The following is a 21,430-nucleotide window of genomic DNA, read 5'->3' as shown; positions in this document are numbered from 1 at the left end:
GGGCGGCCATGTCGGCGGTTTCGGGAACACCCGGAACCGGCCCGTCGGCCGCCCCGCAGTGACGTGCGGGGCGCGCGGGCGGAATTGCGCCGGCTCGGGAAGCACTACGGATACATGGGGGTTGGGATGGCGTTCTGGGACGGCCTGTTTCCGCGGCGGGCAGCACAGTTCGAGTCGGGTAACTCCGCGACGAACTCCATCCTGCTCTCCAGGCGCAACGCGACGATCTCGCTGATCAAGCAGGGCGCGCTGTCCGGCAATCTGCGCGTCAACCTGTCGTGGCGCATGCGTACCTCGGACATCGGCGGGAGGTCGCAGCAGAGCGGCCGGTTGCTCCGCCCGCTGAAGCTCTTCAAGCCCGACGTGGTCCAGGCCCACACCCAGGGCATGGTCAACGTGGACCTCGACCTGGGCTGCATGTACGAACTCGCGGACGGCACCAAGGGCGTGGTGCAGCCGCTGGGCAACCTCATCGGTGACCTGAACTCGGCGCCGTACATCCGGCTCAGCGGGGACGACCGGTTCGGGGCGCCCTCCGGCGAGACCGTCTACGTGAACCTCGACAAGCGTGACGAGATCAAGCGACTGTTGTTCTTCGTGTACATCTACGACCAGACCCCGGCCTTCGACCGCACGCACGCGAAGGTGACGCTCTACCCGGGCAACGGTCCGCGCATCGAGATCGAGCTCGACGAGCGCGCCCCGCAGGCCCGCTCGTGCGCGGTGTTCACCGTGGACAACACCAAGGGCGAGCTGGTCGTGCGGCGCGAGGTCAAGTTCGTCTACGGCTTCCAGTCGGAGCTGGACCGCATGTACGGCTTCGGTATGCAGTGGGGACGCGGCTACAAGACGCGGGCCTGAGTGGGCGCCGTCAAGGGCGACCGCGGCGCCGGTTCAGGACCGGAGGAACTGCGGACCCTGCGGGGGCAGCACGAAGTTCGGGTCGGCCGCGTGCGCCGCCGCTGCCGCGGGCTGCGGGTAGCCGTACGCCGGCTGGGCGGCGGGCTGCGGGTATCCGTAAGCGGGCTGGGCGGCCGTGGAGGGCTGCGGGTATCCGTAGGAGCCCTGGGACGCCGCGGCCGGCTGCGGGTAGCCGTACGCGGGCTGCTGGTGCTGCACCGTGGCCTGGCTGTCGGGCTCGGGTGCGCCCGCCTCCGGCAGGGTATGGCCGGACGCGGATGGGTCGCTCCCGGCGGCGGTCCCGGGCTCGGCAGCCGCCTCGGCCTCGTCCACCGAGATCCCGAAGGCGGTGGCCAGTCCCACGAGACCCGTGGGGTAGCCCTGGCCCACGGCGCGGAACTTCCAGCCCTCGCCGCGCCTGTAGAGCTCGCCGCAGATGACCGCCGTCTCCTCGCCGGTCTCGGCCCGAACGTCGAAGACCGCCAGCGGCTCACCGTCCGCCGAGGCCGCGTCGTACAGCGATATCCGCAGGTCGTGCACGCGTTCGAACGCGGCCTCGTCGCAGGACGCCGCGATGACCACCTGGTCCACGGACGGGTCGAGTGCGGAGAGGTCAGCCTCGATCGTGTCCGTGAGCCCGTCGGGGGAGCTGCGCTTGGGCAGTCGCCGCACGAGACCGGAAGGGTGCCGCGGCTGGTTGTAGAAGACGAAGTCCTCGTCGGAACGCACCCGACCGGAGGAACCGAGCAGAAGCGCGGAGGCGTCCACGTCCGGCACACCGGCGCCCGGGGTCCAGCGCAGCACGGCCCGTACGGCCATGGCGTCGAGAGGGACGTTCGAGCCCTTCAGCATCGCGTGCGTCATGGCGGTCATCCTGCCTGCTGGTGGGGCACCCGGACAACGCGGGGGTACGAACCAGTAGGCCAGGCCGGTCTCGCACAGGGCACGAAGGCGCGCCGCGCGGGGTACGCGATACACCGGGGTTACCCGAAGTTCATATGCGCGGGGAACCGGCGACACCCGTCCGAACGTACTATTACCGGCCATACGATGTCCGGTCTATCTGGCAGTACGGGGGAACCACATGCGTCATTTCGGGCACATCTCGCCCGCTGTCCGAGAGGGCCTGTTCTTCAGGCAGCCGTGCGCGTTCACCGCCGGCTCCTCGGCCCAGGTGCTGTCCGCGGCCCTGGGAGCCACTCTCTACAGCCCTGCCACGCGGCCCAGGCTGGCCGACGACGTCATCAAACAGGTGAGCCAGGGCGTCGTCTCCATGGTGCTCTGCCTGGAGGATTCCATCGACGACGCCGAAGTGGTGGACGCCGAGGCCAACCTCGTCCGGCAGTTCGCCGACCTCGAGGAGCGGGCCGCCGACGTGCCTCTGCTCTTCATCAGGGTCCGTGATCCGCAGCAGATCTCCGACCTCGTGCGCCGGCTCGGCAGCTCTGTCCGGTTGTTGTCCGGATTCGTACTTCCGAAATTCACGGAGGAGCGTGGCGAGCTGTTCCTCGAAGCCCTCACCGAGGCCGAGGCGGGCAGCGGGCGCCGACTGTTCGCCATGCCCGTCCTCGAGTCGCCGGAACTGCTGCACCTGGAGACCAGGGGCGAGACCCTCCGGGGTATCGCCCGCACGGTCGACAAGTACCGCGAGCGGATCCTCGCGCTCCGGCTCGGGGTCACCGATTTCTGCTCCGCCTACGGACTGCGCCGCGCGCCGGACATGACGGCGTACGACGTCCAGATCGTCAGCGCGGTCATCGGCGACGTCGTCAACGTCCTCGGCAGGGCGGACGGGTCCGGTTTCACCATCACCGGACCCGTGTGGGAGTACTTCCGGCTGCAGGAGCGGATGTTCAAACCCCAGCTGCGCCGCAGCCCCTTCGCAGGGCAGGCCGAGAAACTGCGCACCGCCCTCATCGAGCACGACCTCGACGGGCTGCTGCGCGAGATCGAGCTGGACCGGGCCAACGGACTGCTCGGCAAGACCTGCATCCACCCCTCCCACGTGCTGCCCGTGCACGCGCTGTCCGTCGTCAGTCACGAGGAGTACAGCGACGCCCGGGACATCCTGCGGCCCGAGCGGGGCGGCGGCGGGGTGCTGCGCTCCACATACACGAACAAAATGAACGAAGTGAAACCGCACCGCGCCTGGGCGGAACGGACCCTGCAGCGGGCCGAGGTCTTCGGCGTGGCACGGGAGGACGTCGGCTTCGTGGAACTCCTGGCCGCAGGCGTGACGGACTGATCGCGGACATGGCCGAGCACATACCGGAAGAAGAGGCAGTGGACGTGGAGTGGTCGGGTAACTGGGTCGCACAGCGGCTCGGGGTCGAGCTCGTCGGCGACGGGGAACTCCGGGAGCTGCTGGGTCTCGCCCTGCGTCGCAACCCGAAGCGGGCCCATCTGCTCGTGTCGAACGTCCTGGGCAAGCACGTTCCCCAGCGGCCGTCCGTCGTGTACGGGACCGGCTTCGAGCTGGGCGAACGGGTGCGGAACCTGCTCGGTGAGGCGGAGGCCCGCCGAGCGGTCGTCCTCGGTTACGCGGAGACGGCGACCGGACTCGGCCACGCCGTCGCCGACGGGCTCGGGACAGCCCCGTACCTCCACTCGACCCGCCGGCCCGTCGCCGGTGTCGCCCAGGCCGGGGGCTTCGAGGAGTCGCACTCCCACGCCACGTCCCACCTGCTGCTGCCCGAGGACCCCGGCCTGCTCAGGAACACCGCGGACGGTGCGCCGCTGGTCCTGGTCGACGACGAGTTCTCCACCGGCAACACCGTGCTCAACACCATCCGGGCCCTGCACGCGCGCTACCCGCGGGACCGCTACGTCATCGTGGCGCTGGTCGACATGCGCTCCGAGGCCGACCAGGGGAGGCTCGCCGGGTTCGCCGCCGAGATCGGCGCCCGCGTCGACCTGATCGCCCGCGCCCGGGGCACCGTGCTCCTCCCGGACGGCGTCCTGGAGAAGGGCCGGAGCCTCGTCGCCGCGCACGAGACCGCCGGGCACGGCACCGTCGAGCACGAGACCCCCGCTCCGAGGACCGAGCCGGTGCGCGTCGGCCTCGACTGGCCGGCCGGCGTGCCCGACGGCGGACGCCACGGCTTCACCCCCGCCCACCGTGCGGCCCTGGAAGCCGCACTGCCGGCCATGGCAGGGCGCATCGCCGGCGCGCTGGGCGATGCCCGCAGCGTGCTCGTCCTGGGCTTCGAGGAGCTGATGTACGCGCCGCTGCGGCTCGGCACCGCGCTGGAGGACGCCACCACCGCCGACGTGCGCTACTCCACCACGACCCGCTCACCCGTCCTCGCCGTCGACGACCCCGGCTACGCGATACGCAGCCGCCTCGTCTTCCCGGCACACGACGATCCCGCCGACGGCCCCGGCGACCGCTACGCGTACAACGTCGAGGGCGGCGGATTCGACGCCGTCGTAGCCGTCGTCGACTCCACCGCGGACACTCCTGCCCTGCACGCCCCCGGTGGTCTGCTGGCCAGGCTCGCCGGACACACCGGCCGGGTGCTGCTCGCGGTCGTCCCCTCGTACGTCCCGTCGCCGACCCCCCACAGGCAGGAAGCCGCCATGCTGCCCGAACCCCTCCGGGGCCCCGCCTTCTCCTCCTACGCGGCCAAAGACGTCGGCTGGCTGCTTCAGGACCTCTCGGACACGGTTCTGGAGGCCCCGACCGAGGAGCGCGAGGAGGCGATCCAGAGCGGTGGCGCGCACTACGCCGAGTCGCTGCCCGTCGAGTACCAGCCCACCCCGCAGTACCAGGACCTGTTCAAGGCCGCCTTGGAGGCCTCGGCGGCCCGCATCGCCCGCGCCGTCGGCACGGTCACCGAGACGATCCTCGCGGAATCCCCCTCCTCCCGGCCGGGTTCGGGAGACAGGACACCCGTCCTCGTCTCCCTCGCCCGGGCCGGCACGCCCGTCGGCGTCCTGATGCGCCGATGGGCCCTCCACCGGCACGGACTCGACCTGCCGCACTACGCCGTCTCCATCGTCCGGGGCCGCGGCATCGACGCCAACGCCCTGCGCTGGCTGGCCGCCCACCACGACCCGGCCGACGTCGTCTTCGTCGACGGCTGGACGGGGAAGGGGGCCATCACGCGTGAACTCGCCGCCGCACTGGAGGAGTTCGGAGGCTTCAACCCGGAGATCGCCGTCCTGGCCGACCCGGGCGGCTGTGTCCGGACCTACGGCACGCGCGAGGACTTCCTCATTCCGTCGGCCTGCCTCAACTCCACGGTGTCCGGGCTGATCTCCCGCACCGTCCTGCGCTCCGACCTGGTCGGCCCCCACGACTTCCACGGTGCGAAGTTCTACCGCGAACTCGCGGACTCCGACGTCTCCGGCCTGTTCCTCGACAAGGTCGTCGCCCGCTTCGACGAGGTCGCCGACGCGGTGGACGCCGAGGCCAAGGAGATGCTCGGCGCGGACCGCGCCCCCACCTGGGAGGGCTGGGCCGCCGTCGAGCGGATCAGCGAGGAGTACGGCATCCACGACGTGAACCTGGTCAAGCCCGGTGTCGGCGAGACGACCCGGGTGCTGCTGCGCCGGGTGCCCTGGAAGATCCTCGCGAAGCGAGGGGCCGGCGCCGACCTCGACCACGTACGCCTGCTCGCCGAACAACGCGGTGTCCCCGTCGAGGAGGTCGACGAACTCCCCTACACGTGCGTCGGGTTGATCCACCCCAAGTACACCCGTGGCGCGACCGGCGCCGACGGGACGGCGGTGACGGCGAAGTGACCGAAGCCGGGAACACACCCGTCACGCTGGTCGCCAGTGACCTCGACCGCACACTCATCTACTCCGCGGCGTCCCTCCAGCTCGACATGCCGGACGAGCGCGCGCCCCGCCTGCTCTGCGTGGAGGTCTACGGCCGGGCGCCCCTCTCCTACATGACGGAGACGGCCGCCGCCCTGATCGACGAACTGGCCCGCACCACGGTGTTCGTACCGACCACCACCCGGACCCGGGAGCAGTACGGCCGTATCCACCTGCCCGGCCCCGCCCCCCGGTTCGCCATCTGCGCCAACGGCGGGCACATCCTGGTCGACGGCGTCTCCGACCCCGAATGGCGGGATCGGGTCACCCGCCGGCTCGCCGACGAATGCGCCTCACTCGCCGAGGTCCGTGCCCACCTCCAGGCGACGAGCCACCCCTCCTGGCTGCTCAAGGAACGGGTCGCCGAAGATCTCTTCGCCTACCTCGTCGTCGACCGCGGCGCGCTGCCCGAGGGCTGGATCAAGGAACTGGCGGACTGGGCCGACCCCAAGGGCTGGACCGTCTCCCTCCAGGGCCGCAAGATCTACGCCGTACCGAAGCCGCTCACCAAGAGTTCCGCGATGCACGAGGTGGCACGCCGCTGCGGCGCCACGAAGACCCTCGCCGCCGGGGACTCGCTCCTGGACGCCGACCTGCTGCTCGCGGCCGACCACGCCTGGCGCCCGGGCCACGGCGAACTCGCCGACAGCGGCTGGGGCGCGCCCAACACCGAAGTACTCAGGGAACGGGGCGCCGCGGCCGGCGAGGAGATCCTGCGCCGCTTCCTGCGCGCCAGTGACCCGGTGCGGGCGGGTCGCTGAGCGCCCCGGGGACCGGCCTTTGTCAGCCGCAGCAGCCGCCGCCGCAGCACCCGCCTCCGCCGCCCGACGGGGCGGGAGCGGCGGTTGCGGCGGATCCGCCCACGGCCACGGTCGAGAGCAGTTTCACGGTGTCCTCGTGCCCGGACGGGCAGGAGGCCGGAGCGGAGGACTCGGCCATCGGGCGGCTGACTTCGAACGTCTCGCCGCAGGGGCGGCAGCGGTACTCGTAACGAGGCATGGCTCCAGATTAGAGCCTCTTACCGTTCGTGACCTCGGGCATCGGAGTGCGGCGGCGGCGCTGCTCCGTCGAGGCCCGTTCGGGGTGACGGGCCCGCCAGTACGGATTGTCGTGCGGCAGGCCGCCACTGACCCTCCCGTACATGCCGAACATCATCAGCAGCACCCCGACCACGAAGCTGAACAGCACGTTCGGCATCTCGAAGGCCAGGAAGTTGGCACTCGAGTCCAGCAGCGCCAGATTCACGAAGCCGCTGAGGATGAAGGCGATGCCGATGAACATGTTCAGGGTCGACGCGAAGTTCCCGCCGATGACCATGCCGATGAACAGCAGCAGCCCCACGCAGATGGACAGGATGCTCAGCGCGCCGTTGGTGTTGAGGCCGGCCACCGTGTCACCGCCGGTGTCGAAGATGCCGATACGGTCGATGAGCCCCAGGATGCCGAAAACGACGAGCACGAGGCCCATCAGCCCCGCCCCCGCCCGGTAGAAGCGGCTGAGCTGGTGGTCGACGGGCAGATGTTCGTCCAGCCGGGTGGCCTTGCGGCGCCAGCCGGCGGGATGCAGGACGTTTGTGGCCATACCGGCCTCCTTCAGGCCGCATGCGGCCACCGGGACGCGTCAGCGGAAGCCGCTGCGTACCTCCAGGGTCGGCCCACCCGCGGCCGAGGACAAATCGGACGGTCGCGGGTGGAGCCGAGTGCCGCCCCGGAAAGGGTGTCCTCGGGTGAGGGACGCGGACCGGCGGGCGGGGGTGGTCGGGCGGGAGAGGGGGGGAGGGAAGCGGGAGGGAGACGCGGTCAGGCGCCGCCTCCGCCCAGCTCCTCGCGGATCGCTGAGACCACCCGGGTCGCCGTCTGACGTACCGCCTCGGTCTCGGTCAGGAAGTGCCAGTAGTCGGGATGGCGCCCGTCCAGACCGGTGATCGCCTGCTCCAGCCGGGCCACGGCATCGTCCAGCGGGCGGGCATGGCGCGGATCGGGCGTGTTGCGCCCGGTCATGGCCAGGCGCTGGGCGTCCCTCAGGGCGAACCGGGTGCGGTCGATCTCGGCCTGCGGATTCTTGGCCACCGCGTCGAGCCGCCGCAACCGGTCACCCGCGGCGGACACGGCCTCGTCCGTCGTGTTGAGCAGCGCCCGGACCGTGCTCAGCCGGGAGGTCGCATCCGCCCAGCGCTGCCCGGAACGCGCCTCGGCGGCCTCCGCCAGCTTCGCCTCGGCCTGCCGGACATTGACCGCCGCCTGTTCGGGAACCGGCTGCAGGTCCTGCCAGCAGGCTGCGGAGAAGCGTCGGCGGAGCTCGCTGAGCACCGGCTCGACCTGACCGGCGCGTGTCGTCAGTGCCTGGGCGCGGGTGCGGAGTGACACGAGCCTGCGGTCGATCTCCGCGGCGTGCTCCGGGAGACGGTCCGCCTCCGCGCGAACCGCCTCGGCATCGCGCCGGACCTGGTCCGCGCGCTGAAGGGTCTCGGCGACACCGTGGCGCCCGGCGCCCTGATTGAGCTTGGTCAGCTCCGGGGCGAGGGCGGCCAGACGGGCGGCCAGATCATCGGCGCGCAGTCCTGAGGCGCGTACGGTGTCCAGGGCCTCGCTCGCGGCGAGCAACGCCTGACGCGCCCGCTCCACGGCCGGGGCCAGACGCGCCAGCTGGGTCTCCGCGCTGTTCAGCAGCGTCCCGAGTCCGTCGGCGAACCGGTCGAGCTCGCCCTTGACCCGCACGAGCTCGTCCTTGGCCCGGGTCAGCTGTGCCTTCGCTCCGGCCGCGGCCGAGGGCTCCAGGTCGTCCCGGTCGAGGTCGTACGCGTCCACCGCGGTGATGTAGGTGTGGCTCACCTCGTCGATCCGGCGCCCCAGCGCTGCGAAGTCCTCCGCCACCTTGCGGGCGCGGGGCGAACTGTCGACGGCGGTGATCGTCTCGATAGAGATCAGCAGATCCCGCTGGGCGGTGTCGAGCTCGTAGAAGGCGGAGGCCGCCGCATCCTTCGCAGCCTGGGCGTCGGCCCGCTGATTCTCCCCGCGGCCCCCGAACCAGCGCCGGGTCCCGCCGCCCGCGAACGCGCCCGGCAGGGCCGCGGCGATCAGCGGCACCGGCAGCAGCACCAGCATCAGGACGTCCTTGACGGCGGAACCAACACTCGCATTCGCCTGCGGCCGCGTGTGTGTCGCCGTCACATCCCTCTCCCGTGCCGATTCGCCCTGCCCGGTTCATTCTCGCACCAGTAAGGACGAACACACGGGCCGGTTAGTTCGCGCTTCGGACGGTGACTTCACCGTTGTCGCTGCGCGCCCTCACCACGTGCTCGCTGCTGTCGCTGCGGGGCACCTTCACGGAGACGTCACCGTTGTCGGCCCTGGCGGACACCGCGTACGTGTCCGTCCCGCCGGGGAGGTCGATGTCGATGCGCCCGTTGCCACTGACGGTGTCCACCAGATCCGGCACGGCGGCGAAGCCGAGCTGGATCGACCCGTTGTCCGCCTGCGCGACCACGGAGCCCCCCGAGACCCGCTCGGCCGAGACGGAGCCGTTGTCGCTCCGGAGCTCCAGCGGCCCGGAGGCGTCGCGCACGTCGATACCGCCGTTGGCGGCGGAGATCTCCAGCCGGGTCGTGAAGCCGGCCGCGGTGACCTCACCGTTGTCGCCCTCGACGGAGAGGGCGACCCCGCGCGGCACCTTGACCTGGTGCCGCGCCGCACAGTTGCTGATCATCGCGCTGCACTTCACGCGGAGCGTCATCTTGTCCCCTTCGAGCCTCCACACGGGATCAGGCCCGCTGCCCAGGAAGACCCACCCGTCCACGTGGCGGGTGACTTCGATCCGGTCCACATCGGCGGGCACGAGTTCCAGGGTCGAGTTGGAGGCGTCGATGGTCAGATTGTTCCCGCTGAGGGCGAAGGACTTGTGCTCGGCCGGGGCGCCCTCCGCGTCCGCACTTCCGCAGCCGCTGAGTGCCGTGACAAGGAGGACGGTCCCGCCGAGGGCCACGAGTGCCGTGGTGCGTCGTGTACGGATGGTCATGATCGAGTCCCCCTGAGAGCGCTGCCGATGTGGCTCCACCGTATGAAAGCACCGCCCCCGGAACGATCCGGACCCCTACCGTCTCCGGGGTGGGGCTAGCCCCCGTACCGCCCGCCGACCGTGCGCTCGTACCGAGGGCGGCCCCGTCGGCGCCGGGGCGGAGAAGCGGATTGCTGCGGAGGGGCCCGGGCCATGTAACCTGTTGGCTCATCCGCGGGTGCGTAGCTCAGGGGTAGAGCGCTGCTCTTACAAAGCAGATGTCGGCGGTTCGAAACCGTCCGCGCCCACCAACAGGAAGCACGACGAAGGCCCAGGTCACCGGTACAGAACCGGGCGCCTGGGCCTTGTTCGTTCTTCTTGGATCCGGGCGGGGGAGTGGCGGCGCGCCGCATACGTTCCAGATGCGTTGCCGACGCGCCGAGAGGTACGGGGCCGTGATCAGTTGCCTCGTAGCAGTTCCTGCCCAAAGCCGCTCAGCCGCCCTTCGTTGCCGACAACTGGCAGCCGGACCGTGTCCGATGTGCCGAACCATGACGTGGTGCCAGCTCGGCGCATTTCGGCACCCTGTTCAGCAACACGGATACGAGGTGCGGTCCACGTGCGTGATGTGGCGCACCTCCTCAACGCGAGCTGAGACGGATGGTGAGGGTCCTGAACGGCGTGTCGGACGTAAGTGCCTCCAACGCGCATCGGCGGGCGGGTGGCCTGGGGCCTCGCACGTCCCTGCTGATCTCGTTGGTGCTCACGCTGTTGCTGGGCGCGCTGTCGGCGCTGGTGATGCTTCCGGCGGCCCAGCAACTCGGCTCTCTCCAGGACGGCGAGCGGGCTCGTGCGACGTTGCACACGAGCGGCGCCTGTATGGCGGGCCACTGTCAGGTCAAGTTCGAGGCCGGTGGGCGGACCGTGGTGGCGGATCTGCCGGTGGGCAGCGGCGGCGGCAGGAGCTCTGCAGGCTCCCCGCTCACCGTCCGGTACAAGGGGGACGATCCACAGGTGGTGGTCCGTGAAGAGGATGTCGGGGGCGGCGGGGCAGCCGCACTGGCGGTGATGTCGGGCGGGGGCGCCTTGTTCTTCCTGATCATCTCGGTCACCGCAGCCATATCCGTGGTGCGGCAGCGGCGCGCGGGGCCGAGCCCTGGAGCGGAATCGTCCAGCCGCCCCGGCCGCAGCCCGTCCCTTTGACCACTGACGGGCGTCGCAGTCCTCTCGTCGCAGCAAACCCGACCCTCCACAGTGGCCCCGGCTCTGTTCAGGCCATGATGCGGCGGGTCCAGACCTCCTCGAAGTCCGCTGTGGTGAGCCCCCGGCGGGCGCACACTGTCTCGGCGTCGGCCATGCGCTCGGCCGTCACGCGTCGTGCGTACGGCATGCGCTCCCGCAGGACGGCGCGAATCTCGGTCCATTCCGGTCACGGCCACCCGCCAGCCGAGGGACATGGCCGGTTCGACCAGGCCGGTCCGCAACTGCTCGACCCCGTCGGTCGCCGCACCCACGACCGCCAGAACTCCACGGCTGCCCGTACTCATGCCTTCGCCACCCTCGCTCCGTCCGTACCGTCGCGTGAGCAGTACAGCAGAGGATGTCCGCGTCCCGAGCGGCCGGCCGTGGTCCCATCGCCTCGCACGGCCCGGTCGTGCGGCGGCACTCACGAGTAGAAGCCCTCCCAGTACGCCTCATGACCGCACGTGAAGTCGTCGGGGCGTTCGGCGCGCAACACCTCGTACCGGGCGACGAAGACTTTCAGCGCCCCATGGAGTGAGCAGCCGAGGCGCTCCCGGATCACCGTGATCCCGCGGAAGATCCGACGAGCGACGATCTCGTCGTCGGCGCCGTCGAAAGCCGAACCATCGGTCATGCCCGTGATCGAAGCCGACCCTGGCCCCGGCCGCAACGGAATTGCCGCCGCGGCACCGAGCGCGAAGTTCCCATCGCCCCGCGACCACTCCCCTTCGGGCGGTCACAGGACGTGGCCGGACAGAGGAAGTCTCCCCGTTCCCGGCAAGCAGGTACGCGACGGCGGCTCCGGGATGCGAGTGGGCGGGGCACGGGGGACGGTGGAGGCATGTCCGGACATCCGCCCGTGATCGTCTATCCGCCCTCGTCGACGGGAGGGCGGCGCGTCACGGTGCACGGCCGGATCGTCGGGCTGGCGCACGGGCGCGGGGAGGTCGCTTCCCTTCTGCGGCAGTCAGGACTCGCCCCAGGGGCCGACGACATCGACCTCGACCAGCCGGAGTTGATCGAGTGGCGGGGCGGAGACCTCGACACCTGGAGGTGAGCTCCGCGAACCGCACCGGCACGAGGCCCCGTGAACGACAAGGCGGTATCACCCGGACGGGCGTCTCCGGCTCGTCCCGGGGGAGTGCTTCGCACAGGGTCGGTCCTGTCCGTCGACGCGCCGGGCACGTCCGTCTGCCGAGTGGAGGATTCATGGCTCAGTCAGCTCCCGCCCCCGGAAGCGCCCGGCCCACGGGCGGCGGACACGGAGGCGCCTGGGCAGCCGGCGGAACGATGTTCGCCGGTGTCCTGCTGCTCGTCGACGGTCTCCTGTCCGTCTTCAAGGGCATCACGGGCATCGCCACGGACGACGTCTACGCGGTCGTCGACAACTACACGTTCGCGTTCAACGTGACGTCGTGGGGATGGATCCACCTTGTCCTGGGAGTGATCCTCGTGATCGTCGGCATCGGCATCCTGAGGGGTGCCGCCTGGGCCCGTGGCGCGGGTGTCGGCCTCGCCGCCCTGAACATCATCGCCAACTTCATCTGGCTGCCCTACCAGCCGGTGTGGGCGGTCGTCTCGATCGCGATCGACGCCTTCGTGATCTGGGCCCTGTGCACGGACCGCCCGAAGGAGGCCTACTGACGTGAACCGTCAGACGTACGCCCCGGCGGAGGGTGCGACGGCCCTGGCCGCGGACGCGTACGTCTACGGCTCGCCGCTGGTCCAACGGCTGTCGGAGGTCCGGGCCTGCCTCCAGGAGGGCTGCGGGGCACCGGCACCCGCGTCCTTCAACGCCTTCGCCCACGCGGACGGGCCGGCCACGCCCGGTACCCACGCGCCCTGCGCGCCCGCCGACCTCGTCGACGCCCTCGCGCACCTCGACCTCTCCGGCGGGCCGGTGCGGCTCCACGTCCCGGACACCGGCGGTGCGTACTTCGTCCTGCGGTTCGTGGATGCCTGGAGCAACGTCTTCGCCTATCTGGGCTCCCGGGCCACGGGTACGGCGGAGGGGGACTGGCTGGTAGTGCCGCCCGGATGGGCCGGCACCGTGCCTGGGGGACTGTCCGGGGTGATCGACGCGCCCACGTCCGTCGTGTCCCTCGTCGGCGCTCTCGCCTGCGACGGGCCCGGTGACATGCCGCGGATCCGATCGCTGCAGCAGGAGCTCACCCTCACGCACCTGGGGGACTCCGCCCACCGGACCAGGCTCCCCGCGGCGGAGTCCGGGGTGCCCGGCGCCCTGCGCTTCTTCGAGGAGCTGAGGGTGTGGATGGGTGACTACCCGCCCGCCGCGGCCGATCGCGCCTACCAGGACCGCTTCCAGCCGCTCGGTCTCCTGGAGGAGGGCGTCTCGCCGTACGTCTCGGTCCCGCCCGGACTCGTGCGCGCGCTGACGCGGGGACTCGCGCTTGGCCGGTCGCGGGTGGATGAGGCCCTGCGGTCGGCGGAGGCGGGCGGCCCGCAGGGCGCCTGGCACACCGAACCGCACCTGCGCGACTACAACCTCGACCACTTCGGTGTGGGCACGATCGGCCCGCCGGAATGGCAGGTCCCCGACCGTGAGGCCTCGTACCTGCTCAGAGCGGTGGCGGCGCGGTGGCGCGGACAGTCGTCCCACGGCTACGAGGCCGTCCAGGCCCACACATCGCACGACTCCCGGGGGCGCCCCCTCGACGGAGCGCACAGGTACGCGCTCCGCCTCGTGAAGCCGCCGCCGGCCGGGGCGTTCTGGTCCGTGACGGTCTACGACAGCCCCGGCGGCCACCTGGTCCCGAACTCCGAGGAGCGCTACGCGGTCGGGAGCCGGACTCCCGGGCTGGTGTACGGCGCGGACGGCTCGCTGACCCTGCACATGTCCGCTCAGCGGCCCACGGAAGCCGCCGGGGCGGCGAACTGGCTGCCGGTGCCGGCAGGCGCCTTCCGTCCCGTGATGCGTCTGCACCTTCCCGGGCAGGACGTTCTCGACGGGAGTTACGTCATCCCGCCGGTCGAGCGGCTGCCGGACGGTCCGGGGCAGTAGCTCCCGGTGGCTCGGTGCCTCCACGGACCGTCGCGCCATCGTCGAGGGGCGCAGTGTCAGTGCCGCGCGTCACACTGGAGTCATGTGCCGCAGTATCAAGACGCTTCGACCGCCCGCCATCCCCGAAGAGGCGACCGAGGAGGAGATGAGAGCCGCCGCCCTGCAGTACGTGCGCAAGGTGTCGGGCTTCCGCGCGCCCGCGGCGCACAACCAGGAGGTCTTCGACCGTGCCGTGGAGGAGATCGCAGAGGCGACCCGGCGACTGCTGGACGAGCTCGAGGTGAGGGGCGCCGCGCGGGTCTGACCGCGGGAGCCGAGCCCTCAGGTCCCGGCAGGAGCTCCCGGGGCCGGGACCGCCGCAGGGTGCTGGGGGCGCCGGATCACGACTGCCGCGAGCCCGCCCGCGACGAACAGGGCGAGGACCGAGACGGCTGTGCCGAGCCAGCCGGCGCCCAGCCACTGACCGCCGAAGTAGCCCAGACCGACGCTGTAGACCGCCCAGGCGACACCGGCCACGGCCGACCAGGGCAGGAATTCCTTCGCCTTGCGGTGGGCCGCGCCCGCGCCGAGGGAGACCACGGAACGGCCGGCCGGCGCGAAGCGCGCGATGACGACGAGTGCCCCTCCGCCACGGCTCAGCGCCGTACCGAGGCGCTCCTGTGCGGAGGTGAGGCGCCGGGAGCGGGCGATGGCCCGCTCCAGGCGGTCTCCGCCGCGCCAGGCGAGCCGGTAGGCGACGAGATCGCCGAGCACCGAGGCGGTGGCCGCGCACAGGGTCAGGACCAGGAGCGACGGAACGTGCCCGGTGGCTTCGCCGGCGGCCGCGGTGACCGTCGTCGTGCTGGCGGCCGCTGCGGTGGCAGCGGCGATCACGAGAACACCGCTGGGGAGGACGGGCAGGAAGACGTCCAGGAGCACCGAGACGGCGACCACCGCGTAGATCCATGGGCTGCCTGTCAGCGCGCCCATACTCTCCAGCACTACTACTCCCCGTTCCCGGTTCTCCGTGTCAACGCCGCGGCGTCGCAGGGGAGCGGCAGGAGCGGCAGGCTCAGCTGTACAGCGTACGCCTGCCATTCACCAGGCATTCGCCGATGTGTGGTTGTTGTTGTGCAGGTCACGTGGGCTTCGGCGGGGCTCGGTGCGCCCGTCGTCCCGTGGCCCGCGCCGCGTGCGCCCCGGACCCCTCGGCAGGCGGGGGTCCGGGGCGCACGCGGCGCGAGTGCTCAGACCGAGACGGGCCTGGCCTTCTCGGGCCGCGGTCCGCTCACCCGTACGGTTCCGGCCCGGGAGGAGAGCAGCCGGTCCAGAGCGACGGCGCCGGGCCCGGTGAAGACGATCAGGTACGCGTACGCCATCGATCCGGAGGTGATGAGGGCGGCGGCACGGGTGCCGAGGCCGAGTGCCACCAGGGTGCCGCCGACGAGCTGTATGACGGAGGCGTTCAGGCGTACGGACAGGGGTGGGCTCCTTCGGTTTGGGGACGTGAACCGAGCGGGGCCCATCAGGTCAGGAATGCCTCATTAGTGCTTACAAGTTCAACATTCGGTCGTTTGGCTGAAAGTAGCCGTCACTCTTCCGAGGTGAGAGTGCACTCCAAGACGGTCTCCAGCTGGGCTCCGGCGGGGCTGGATGTGGCCTGAACCAATGTCAGAGTCGCTTTCCGGCCATGCAGGGTAAGGCTCATCAGCTGATTGCCGAACCAGGGGCCGCCCGTCCTGCGCCACGGCATGGGCGGGGCGCCCGTGCGTCCGTGGGCCGCGAACGCCCGCCCGAGCCACCGGCCCGCCCGGCTCCAGCCGAAGCGGAAGCCGAGGCGGATCGACGCCGGGACGGAGTTGTGGACGGGGGAGCAGGTCAGCTGCAGGACGTGCGCGGTGGGAGTGCCGGCAGGAGTGGAGGCGGGCCACCGGGGCTCGGCGATGTACGCATGGTGCACATCGCCCGAGAGCACGCAGACCGTCGCGGGAGCCCCGGATCCCGTGCCCGCCTCCCGCAGCAGCTCCGACAGCCGGCGGTAGGACTCCGGGAAGGCCGCCCAATGCTCCAGGTCACCGGCGCGGCGGACTTTCTCCCCGAGGCGCGCCCAGCGTCCGCCCCGCTCGCCGCGGCAGAGTGCCGCGTTCCAGGTCTCCGCGTCGTGGATCAGGGGCGGCAGCAGCCACGGCAGCGAGGTGCCGATCAGGAGATGGTCGTAGGCGTCACGGCGGTCGAGCACCTCCCCGCGCAGCCAGCGGGCCTCCTCGTCGCGGAGCATCGACCGCTCCTGTTCGTCGAGGACGCGGGCCGCCCGGGTGTCGACCATGACCAGCCGCACTCGGCCGAAGACGCGACGGTAGCTCCAGCGGGTCCGGGCGGGGTCGGCGTCGGACGCGGCCGCGTGCTCGCGCAGGGTCTCGGTGCCGTCGGGAACCGAGCGCACGTCCGCGTAGACCGGGTCGGCCTCCAGTGCCTCGGGGGAGAGGTTGCCGAGGTGCTGGTATACCCAGTACGACATGAGCCCGCTGACGATCCGCTCGTGCCACCACGGTGTGGCGCGCATGTCCCGGACCCAGGCGGCACTGGTGTTCCAGTCGTCCACGACGTCGTGGTCGTCGAAGATCATGCAACTGGGGACCGTGGAGAGCAGCCACCGCACCTCCGGGTCGCGCCAGGACTCGTCGTAGAGGTGGGTGTACTCCTCGTAGTCCGCGACCTCCGCCCCCGGCGCCTCCTTCAGGTCGCGGCGGGCGGCGATGCGCCGCTGGATGGCCTGCGACGTCTCGTCCGCGTACACCTGGTCCCCGAGCAGCAGGAGGACGTCGGGGCGCGTCGCCCCGGGGTCGGCGGCGAGACGCGCGGCCAGTGTGTCCAGCGCGTCGGGGCCGACCGGGTCGTGGCCGTCGGCGGGGGGAGCGGCCCAGCGGCAGGAGCCGAAGGCGACCCGCACCGGACCCGCCTCGTCCGGCTGCGGTACGGCGGGGGTGCTGATGGTGCTCGGCGGGAAGCCGGAGTCCTCGGGCGGCCATACGCGGCGTCCGTCGAGCAGTACCTCATAGGCCGTCTCCGAGCCGGGTGTCAGGCCGCCCACCACGACCAGGGCGTAGTGGTGGCCCTGTACGGCGAACGTGGGGGAACTGCCCGCCGCGCCGTCCGCGCAGCGGACCTCCGCCGTACAGGGCCTGGTCGTCTCCACCCACACGGTCGCCCGTGAGCCCGTCTCCCAGTCGACGTACCGCAGCAGTGGTCCCAGGCGTAGCCCGCTCATGCGTGCCCTCCTCGCGTCGCGTGACCGATGGCTCCGAAGGGTACGGAACGACGGAGGAGGGCGGGACCCGGCCGCCCCGGACAGGGGCGGGGAGGGTCAGCAGCCGTTCAGTACGGACTGCAGGGCGCTCTTCTCGGTGGAGTCGACGCTGAGGCCGTAGTAGTGCTTCACGTGCACCCAGGCGCGCGCGTAGGTGCAGCGGTACGCCGTGCGCGACGGGAGCCACTCGCCGGGGTCCTGGTCGCTCTTGGACTGGTTGACGTTGTCGGTGACCGCGATGAGCTGAGGACGGGTCAGGGCATTGGCGAAGGACTGTCGCTGGGCGGTGGTCCAGCCGCTGGCCCCGGACCGCCAGGCCTCGGCGAGCGGGACCATGTGTTATCCGCACCCGGGTGGCGACCGGGGCCGGGCCGACGTGGACGGTGGTCGCGGGTGACTACCGGGTCGCGGAGCCGGTCGAGCAGTATCTGGAGTACTTGCGGGGGACGGACAGGTCGCCGAACACGATCAAGAGCTACGCCCGGGGTCTGGCGCTGTGGTGGTCGTTCCTGGAACGGCGCTCGCAGGCATGGGACGCGGTCGGCGTGACGGAACTCGGAACGTTCATAGGGCAGTTGCGGCGCGGTGGGGTCGCGGAGGAAGTCGTCCCGCTGCGCGCCGCGGAGCGGGCGGCCGACGCGACGGTGGCGAGCCGGATGCGGGCGGTGCTGGGCTTCTACCGTTACCAGGCCGCGCGTGGGGTTGAGGTCGCGGGCCGTCTGTACGAGACGGTGCATGCCCGGTCGGGCAGCTATCTGCCGTTCCTGGAGCATGTGGCCCGCAAGCACGGGCGGCGTTCTAGTGTGGTGAAAGTAAGGGTCCGGGCGAAGCCCGTCCCTGTCATTCTGCCTGGGCAGATGACGTCACTTCGGGAGTCGGAGGCGACCTGGGACGCGGCTGGCGCGGTCTGGTCGGGCGAACTGCGATACCGCCTGCTGTGGACCCTGCTGGAGGAGACCGGGCTCCGGCTCGGTGAGGCCCTCGGCCTGCGGCACCGCGACTGGAAGACCGGCACGGGCACGACCGCTCAGGTCGAGGTCGTCCACCGTGAGGACCACCCGCACGGCCTGCGGGCCAAGAGCGGTCACCGCCGCGTCTTCGTCGGCTCGATGCTGGACCGCCTTTACGGCGACTGGGTCTGGGCCCTGTGCGAGTTCGGCGCCGATGTCGAACTGGACGACTGGGACGACGCGTACATCTTCTGCAACCTGCACCGCGGACGCCGGTTCGCGCCGCTCAGGGCGGAGAGCGTCTACAAGCACCTGGCCGCGCGGAAGCAGCACGTCCCCGGCCTGCCGCCGGACATGACCCCGCACTGGTACCGGCACACCCACGCCACTGCCCTGCTGCTGTCGGGTGTGCCCATGCACGTGGTCAGCCGGAGGCTCGGCCACGCGGACATCCAGACCACGATCAACACGTACGCCCATGTGACCGAGGACGCCGAGCTGCGCGCGTGTGCGGACTGGCAGAAGATCACGCAAGCCTGGGGATGCCGTCATGAAAGCTGAGCTGATCGTCCATCCGGTGGCCGAGACGGCGGCCGTTCCCTCGCCGCGTACTCCGGAGCGTAGGCGGCAGGACAAGCGGGACCCGCGCCTGTCCGTGGCCCGATTTTTCAGTGAGGAGAAGGCGCGGCGCCTCTGGGAGAGCCTGCCGGAGGAGCACCGGCAGGACCATTTCGACTCGGTCAACATGCCGGAGGACTACGGCATGGCTTTCACCAAGCAGACCATCGACCGGGAGAAGGGCTGGTATTCCCAGGCGGTCAGCTTCCGGGGTCTGCCCGAGCCCATGATCTGGGAACTGGCCTGGTGCGTCCATCAGCAGGTCGCCGAGGGATACGCAATCACCACCGTGCGGTTCCAGGAGCTCAGGCGGGGCTTGGTCCTCGCGATCGAACACGGCGGACCGCGGGCACGTTCCGCGAGATCGCTGACGGCGCTCTCCCACGAGGAGTGGGCGCGCGAAGTGCAGCGTGCGGTCATGCGAACCGACGCGTCGCGGAACGCGAGGCTCGTCACGCACGTGCTGAACAGCGTCAAGCATCTCCAGGACCGCCTGGCCCATGCCTACCACGACGGCGAGTGGTGGCGGCTGGACGTGTGGAACCCCAGTCTGGACCGGCGCGTCCCACAGCGCGAGCACGAGCCCTGGGGCCGGTCCGTGGCCAACTTCAGCCAGCTCACGACGGACTGGTTCCGGGAGGCCGCGAAGTGGTGGCTTTCGGTGCAGCTGTCGACGGAGCGGTACGTGTGGTCGTCGGTGAAGAGCCGGCTCGACCACCTGAAGTGGTTCCAGTGGTACATCGACCAGGTCGGCTGCTGCGGCCCTCAGCTCGTCGAGTCCCCGGATCAGCTCCGGACCTGGTTGCGCGGATTCGTGGACTCCCTCAACAGACACATCACGATGACCGGCCCGAACAAGGGCGGCCGGCTCTCCAAGAACAGCCGCCGCAGCACTCTGGTGACCATCGAGGCGTTCTACCGCTGGATGTACGACAACCGTGCCGAGGCCGTCACGGTGCTCGGGGACCGGCGCTGGGGCGGTCTCGGGATGCACCACTGTGTGCTGTTCCGGCTTGAGGACAAGCCACGGCTCACCAACCAGCCGCCGGACGACATGGCCCTGGATGACGAGGTGATCAGCAAGATCGCCGCAGGTTCCGAAGCGCTCGCGGCCCCCACGGCCGAGGGCGGACTTGACGACCGGCAGGCCTTCCACGCGCTCATGCTGCTGATTCGGACCGGCCGGCGTATGAACGAGGTCCTGATGATGGACTTCGAACCGCTGCTACCGCTCCTGACCGTGAACAAGCAAGAGGACAAGGAGCCGGACGGCTTCGTGGCTCGGCTCGCCTATCAGCAGACGAAGATCACCGGTGGTGACCCGCCGACGATCCCGGTCGACCAGGAAATCGTCGACATCATCCGTCTCCAGCAGCAGTGGGCCCGCGAGTTCATCACCGCCCAAGGCGCCCCGGCGGGAACGGACCCGCGCTATCTCTTCTTGCAGACCAGGAACAACCGGCTCGGCAAGAGGCCGTACGCGTCGGCGACCTTCCACAGCCGACTCGGCGCGCTGACCAAGACTCTGGCGATCACCGACAGCGTGGGCCGTCCCGTCAAGATCTCCAAGACCCACACCTTCAGGCACACCCGGGCGACCGACCTGATCAACGCCGGCGTCCCGATCCACGTTGTCATGCGCTACCTGGGACACATCACCCCGGCCATGACCATGCACTACGCCAAGACCTTGGCGGTGACGGCCGAGCGCGAGTTCCTCCGCTACAAGAAGGTCACGGCCGACGGCCGGACCGCCGAGGTGAACCCGAGTGACCTCTACGACCTCCTCCACCTCGACCAGCGCGCCGACCGGGTGCTGCCCAACGGCTGGTGCATGCTCCCGCCCAGACAGGTCTGTTCCAAGGGCAACGCCTGCCTGACCTGCGACAAGTTCGTCACCGACGCCAGTCATCGTGATGAACTCCAGCACCAGCTCAAGCAGTCCGAAGCCCTGATCGCCCGGCGTCAGACCCAGTTCACCGCCCGCCATGGTGAGCCGATGGGCGAGGACAACATCTGGCTCTCCGGCCGTCTCGCCGAAACCAGCGCCCTGACGAAGGTCCTCGTCGCCCTGGACCAAGTCAGCGTCCATGAGGACGGACAGTTTCGGGCGGTTCGAGGGGCAGGCGCGGCCGACCGGTCCGGACCGCTGCCCACCGCACACCAACAGGAGCCGACCACATGACGCCGCTGCCCGAGCATCTTCGCCAGGCCACCTGCGCCCGAACGCAGGAAGCCGAGAATCGGGCCCGTGCCGCCCTCGCCGAGCTGGCCAAGGCAGGCAAGCCCATCAGCTTCACCGCTGTGGCCCGCCAGGCCGGGGTGAGCACCGACTTCCTCTACCGCAGCCCGGACCTGCGCAGCCGGATCGAGCGGCACCGAACGAAAGCCGGGATGGCACCGTCGGCGGCTGTGGACCTCGCGGGCGACTCATCGACATCGGCCGCCGTGAGAGCACTCAGTGCCCGCCTCACCCGACAGCAGCAGGTCCACCACGAGGAGGTGACGAGGCTCCGCAGGACCCTGGAAGCCGCGCACGGCGAGAACCTCGATCTCCGTCGGCGCCTGGCCCGCTACGAAGCGGATTGACCACAC

At 70.7% G+C, this 21,430-nt stretch carries 21 protein-coding genes, 1 tRNA gene and 1 pseudogene; 13 read left to right on the top strand and 10 right to left on the bottom strand.

Features of this window, described 5'->3' with window-relative positions; all coding sequences use genetic code 11:
* Nucleotides 1-126 precede the first annotated feature (126 nt).
* Nucleotides 127-861 carry a Tellurium resistance gene (locus tag ACFU5K_RS00685; RefSeq protein WP_384054986.1) on the top strand — a complete coding sequence of 245 codons (735 nt, stop codon included), beginning with the start codon at nt 127-129 and terminating at the stop codon, nt 859-861.
* A gap of 33 nt (nt 862-894) precedes the next feature.
* On the opposite strand, the gene ACFU5K_RS00680 is transcribed toward ACFU5K_RS00685, so the two are convergent.
* Entirely contained in the window at nt 895-1,773 is an 879-nt protein-coding gene (locus ACFU5K_RS00680) for a TerD family protein (protein WP_384054984.1), read from the bottom strand.
* A 211-nt stretch (nt 1,774-1,984) separates the two neighbouring features.
* On the opposite strand from ACFU5K_RS00680, the gene ACFU5K_RS00675 reads away from it, so the two are divergent.
* From ACFU5K_RS00675 to ACFU5K_RS00665, 3 genes are read left to right on the top strand one after another with little or no spacing between them, the layout of a single operon-like run.
* Nucleotides 1,985-3,145: an HpcH/HpaI aldolase/citrate lyase family protein gene (locus ACFU5K_RS00675; protein ID WP_384054981.1), complete on the top strand. Its 1,161-nt coding sequence runs from the start codon at nt 1,985-1,987 to the stop codon at nt 3,143-3,145.
* Between the two features lie 8 nt (nt 3,146-3,153).
* The gene (locus ACFU5K_RS00670) at nt 3,154-5,646 is read left to right on the top strand and encodes a phosphoribosyltransferase (protein ID WP_384054978.1); all 2,493 of its coding nucleotides are present in this window, start codon (nt 3,154-3,156) and stop codon (nt 5,644-5,646) included.
* Nucleotides 5,643-6,485 carry an HAD family hydrolase gene (locus ACFU5K_RS00665; protein ID WP_384054974.1) on the top strand — a complete coding sequence of 281 codons (843 nt, stop codon included), beginning with the start codon at nt 5,643-5,645 and terminating at the stop codon, nt 6,483-6,485. Before ACFU5K_RS00670 ends, ACFU5K_RS00665 begins: the two co-directional genes overlap by 4 nt.
* A gap of 22 nt (nt 6,486-6,507) precedes the next feature.
* On the opposite strand, the gene ACFU5K_RS00660 is transcribed toward ACFU5K_RS00665, so the two are convergent.
* The 4 genes from ACFU5K_RS00660 to ACFU5K_RS00645 form a co-directional block, all read right to left on the bottom strand.
* Nucleotides 6,508-6,723, bottom strand: coding sequence for a zinc ribbon domain-containing protein (locus ACFU5K_RS00660; protein ID WP_384054971.1), 216 nt, complete (start codon nt 6,721-6,723; stop codon nt 6,508-6,510).
* Between the two features lie 9 nt (nt 6,724-6,732).
* Nucleotides 6,733-7,305: a DUF4383 domain-containing protein gene (locus tag ACFU5K_RS00655; RefSeq protein WP_384054968.1), complete on the bottom strand. Its 573-nt coding sequence runs from the start codon at nt 7,303-7,305 to the stop codon at nt 6,733-6,735.
* Nucleotides 7,306-7,523: 218 nt separating this feature from the next.
* Nucleotides 7,524-8,894 carry a hypothetical protein gene (locus ACFU5K_RS00650; RefSeq protein WP_384054965.1) on the bottom strand — a complete coding sequence of 457 codons (1,371 nt, stop codon included), beginning with the start codon at nt 8,892-8,894 and terminating at the stop codon, nt 7,524-7,526.
* Between the two features lie 70 nt (nt 8,895-8,964).
* Nucleotides 8,965-9,738, bottom strand: coding sequence for a DUF4097 family beta strand repeat-containing protein (locus ACFU5K_RS00645; protein ID WP_384054962.1), 774 nt, complete (start codon nt 9,736-9,738; stop codon nt 8,965-8,967).
* 215 nt (nt 9,739-9,953) lie between these two features.
* Here ACFU5K_RS00645 and ACFU5K_RS00640 point away from each other — a divergent pair.
* Together ACFU5K_RS00640 and ACFU5K_RS00635 are read left to right on the top strand one after the other, a co-directional pair.
* Nucleotides 9,954-10,028: transfer RNA gene (locus tag ACFU5K_RS00640), tRNA-Val, on the top strand.
* Between the two features lie 370 nt (nt 10,029-10,398).
* Nucleotides 10,399-10,920, top strand: a complete 522-nt coding sequence (locus tag ACFU5K_RS00635) for a DUF3592 domain-containing protein (protein ID WP_384054959.1) — start codon at nt 10,399-10,401, stop codon at nt 10,918-10,920.
* 463 nt (nt 10,921-11,383) lie between these two features.
* On the opposite strand, the gene ACFU5K_RS00630 is transcribed toward ACFU5K_RS00635, so the two are convergent.
* On the bottom strand, nt 11,384-11,593 hold the full coding sequence (locus tag ACFU5K_RS00630; protein WP_384054957.1) for a hypothetical protein: 210 nt from the start codon (nt 11,591-11,593) through the stop codon (nt 11,384-11,386).
* A gap of 207 nt (nt 11,594-11,800) precedes the next feature.
* Here ACFU5K_RS00630 and ACFU5K_RS00625 point away from each other — a divergent pair, with 207 nt between their 5' ends.
* The 4 genes from ACFU5K_RS00625 (at nt 11,801) to ACFU5K_RS00610 (ending at nt 14,285) form a co-directional block, all read left to right on the top strand.
* The gene (locus ACFU5K_RS00625; protein WP_384054954.1) at nt 11,801-12,016 is read left to right on the top strand and encodes a hypothetical protein; all 216 of its coding nucleotides are present in this window, start codon (nt 11,801-11,803) and stop codon (nt 12,014-12,016) included.
* 152 nt (nt 12,017-12,168) lie between these two features.
* On the top strand, nt 12,169-12,603 hold the full coding sequence (locus ACFU5K_RS00620) for a hypothetical protein (protein ID WP_384054952.1): 435 nt from the start codon (nt 12,169-12,171) through the stop codon (nt 12,601-12,603).
* A 1-nt stretch (nt 12,604) separates the two neighbouring features.
* Entirely contained in the window at nt 12,605-13,981 is a 1,377-nt protein-coding gene (locus ACFU5K_RS00615) for a DUF1254 domain-containing protein (protein WP_384054949.1), read from the top strand.
* Nucleotides 13,982-14,063: 82 nt separating this feature from the next.
* Nucleotides 14,064-14,285 carry a DUF2277 domain-containing protein gene (locus ACFU5K_RS00610; protein WP_384054946.1) on the top strand — a complete coding sequence of 74 codons (222 nt, stop codon included), beginning with the start codon at nt 14,064-14,066 and terminating at the stop codon, nt 14,283-14,285.
* A gap of 17 nt (nt 14,286-14,302) precedes the next feature.
* On the opposite strand, the gene ACFU5K_RS00605 is transcribed toward ACFU5K_RS00610, so the two are convergent.
* The 4 genes and pseudogenes from ACFU5K_RS00605 to ACFU5K_RS00590 form a co-directional block, all read right to left on the bottom strand.
* Nucleotides 14,303-14,962, bottom strand: coding sequence for a DedA family protein (locus ACFU5K_RS00605; protein WP_384054943.1), 660 nt, complete (start codon nt 14,960-14,962; stop codon nt 14,303-14,305).
* 245 nt (nt 14,963-15,207) lie between these two features.
* Entirely contained in the window at nt 15,208-15,486 is a 279-nt protein-coding gene (locus ACFU5K_RS00600) for a DoxX family protein (protein ID WP_384054940.1), read from the bottom strand.
* A 65-nt stretch (nt 15,487-15,551) separates the two neighbouring features.
* The gene (locus tag ACFU5K_RS00595; RefSeq protein ID WP_384054937.1) at nt 15,552-17,228 is read right to left on the bottom strand and encodes an alkaline phosphatase D family protein; all 1,677 of its coding nucleotides are present in this window, start codon (nt 17,226-17,228) and stop codon (nt 15,552-15,554) included.
* A gap of 96 nt (nt 17,229-17,324) precedes the next feature.
* A pseudogene (locus tag ACFU5K_RS00590) lies at nt 17,325-17,606 on the bottom strand (HNH endonuclease family protein); the annotation flags it as partial.
* A 14-nt stretch (nt 17,607-17,620) separates the two neighbouring features.
* Here ACFU5K_RS00590 and ACFU5K_RS00585 point away from each other — a divergent pair.
* From ACFU5K_RS00585 to ACFU5K_RS00575, 3 genes are read left to right on the top strand one after another with little or no spacing between them, the layout of a single operon-like run.
* Entirely contained in the window at nt 17,621-18,778 is a 1,158-nt protein-coding gene (locus ACFU5K_RS00585; RefSeq protein WP_384054934.1) for a tyrosine-type recombinase/integrase, read from the top strand.
* Nucleotides 18,768-21,020 (top strand): tyrosine-type recombinase/integrase, encoded by a 2,253-nt coding sequence (locus ACFU5K_RS00580; protein ID WP_384054932.1) that lies wholly within the window; start codon nt 18,768-18,770, stop codon nt 21,018-21,020. Before ACFU5K_RS00585 ends, ACFU5K_RS00580 begins: the two co-directional genes overlap by 11 nt.
* Nucleotides 21,017-21,424, top strand: coding sequence for a DUF6262 family protein (locus ACFU5K_RS00575; RefSeq protein ID WP_384054929.1), 408 nt, complete (start codon nt 21,017-21,019; stop codon nt 21,422-21,424). The genes ACFU5K_RS00580 and ACFU5K_RS00575 overlap by 4 nt, the downstream gene beginning before the upstream one ends.
* Nucleotides 21,425-21,430: the final 6 nt, after the last annotated feature.

Origin of the sequence: Streptomyces sp. NPDC057428 (assembly GCF_042803195.1) — a bacterium.
In the GTDB taxonomy this organism is placed as follows: domain Bacteria; phylum Actinomycetota; class Actinomycetes; order Streptomycetales; family Streptomycetaceae; genus Streptomyces.
Note: the sequence above shows the minus strand (reverse complement) of the source record. Positions and strands in the feature narration are given on the sequence as shown.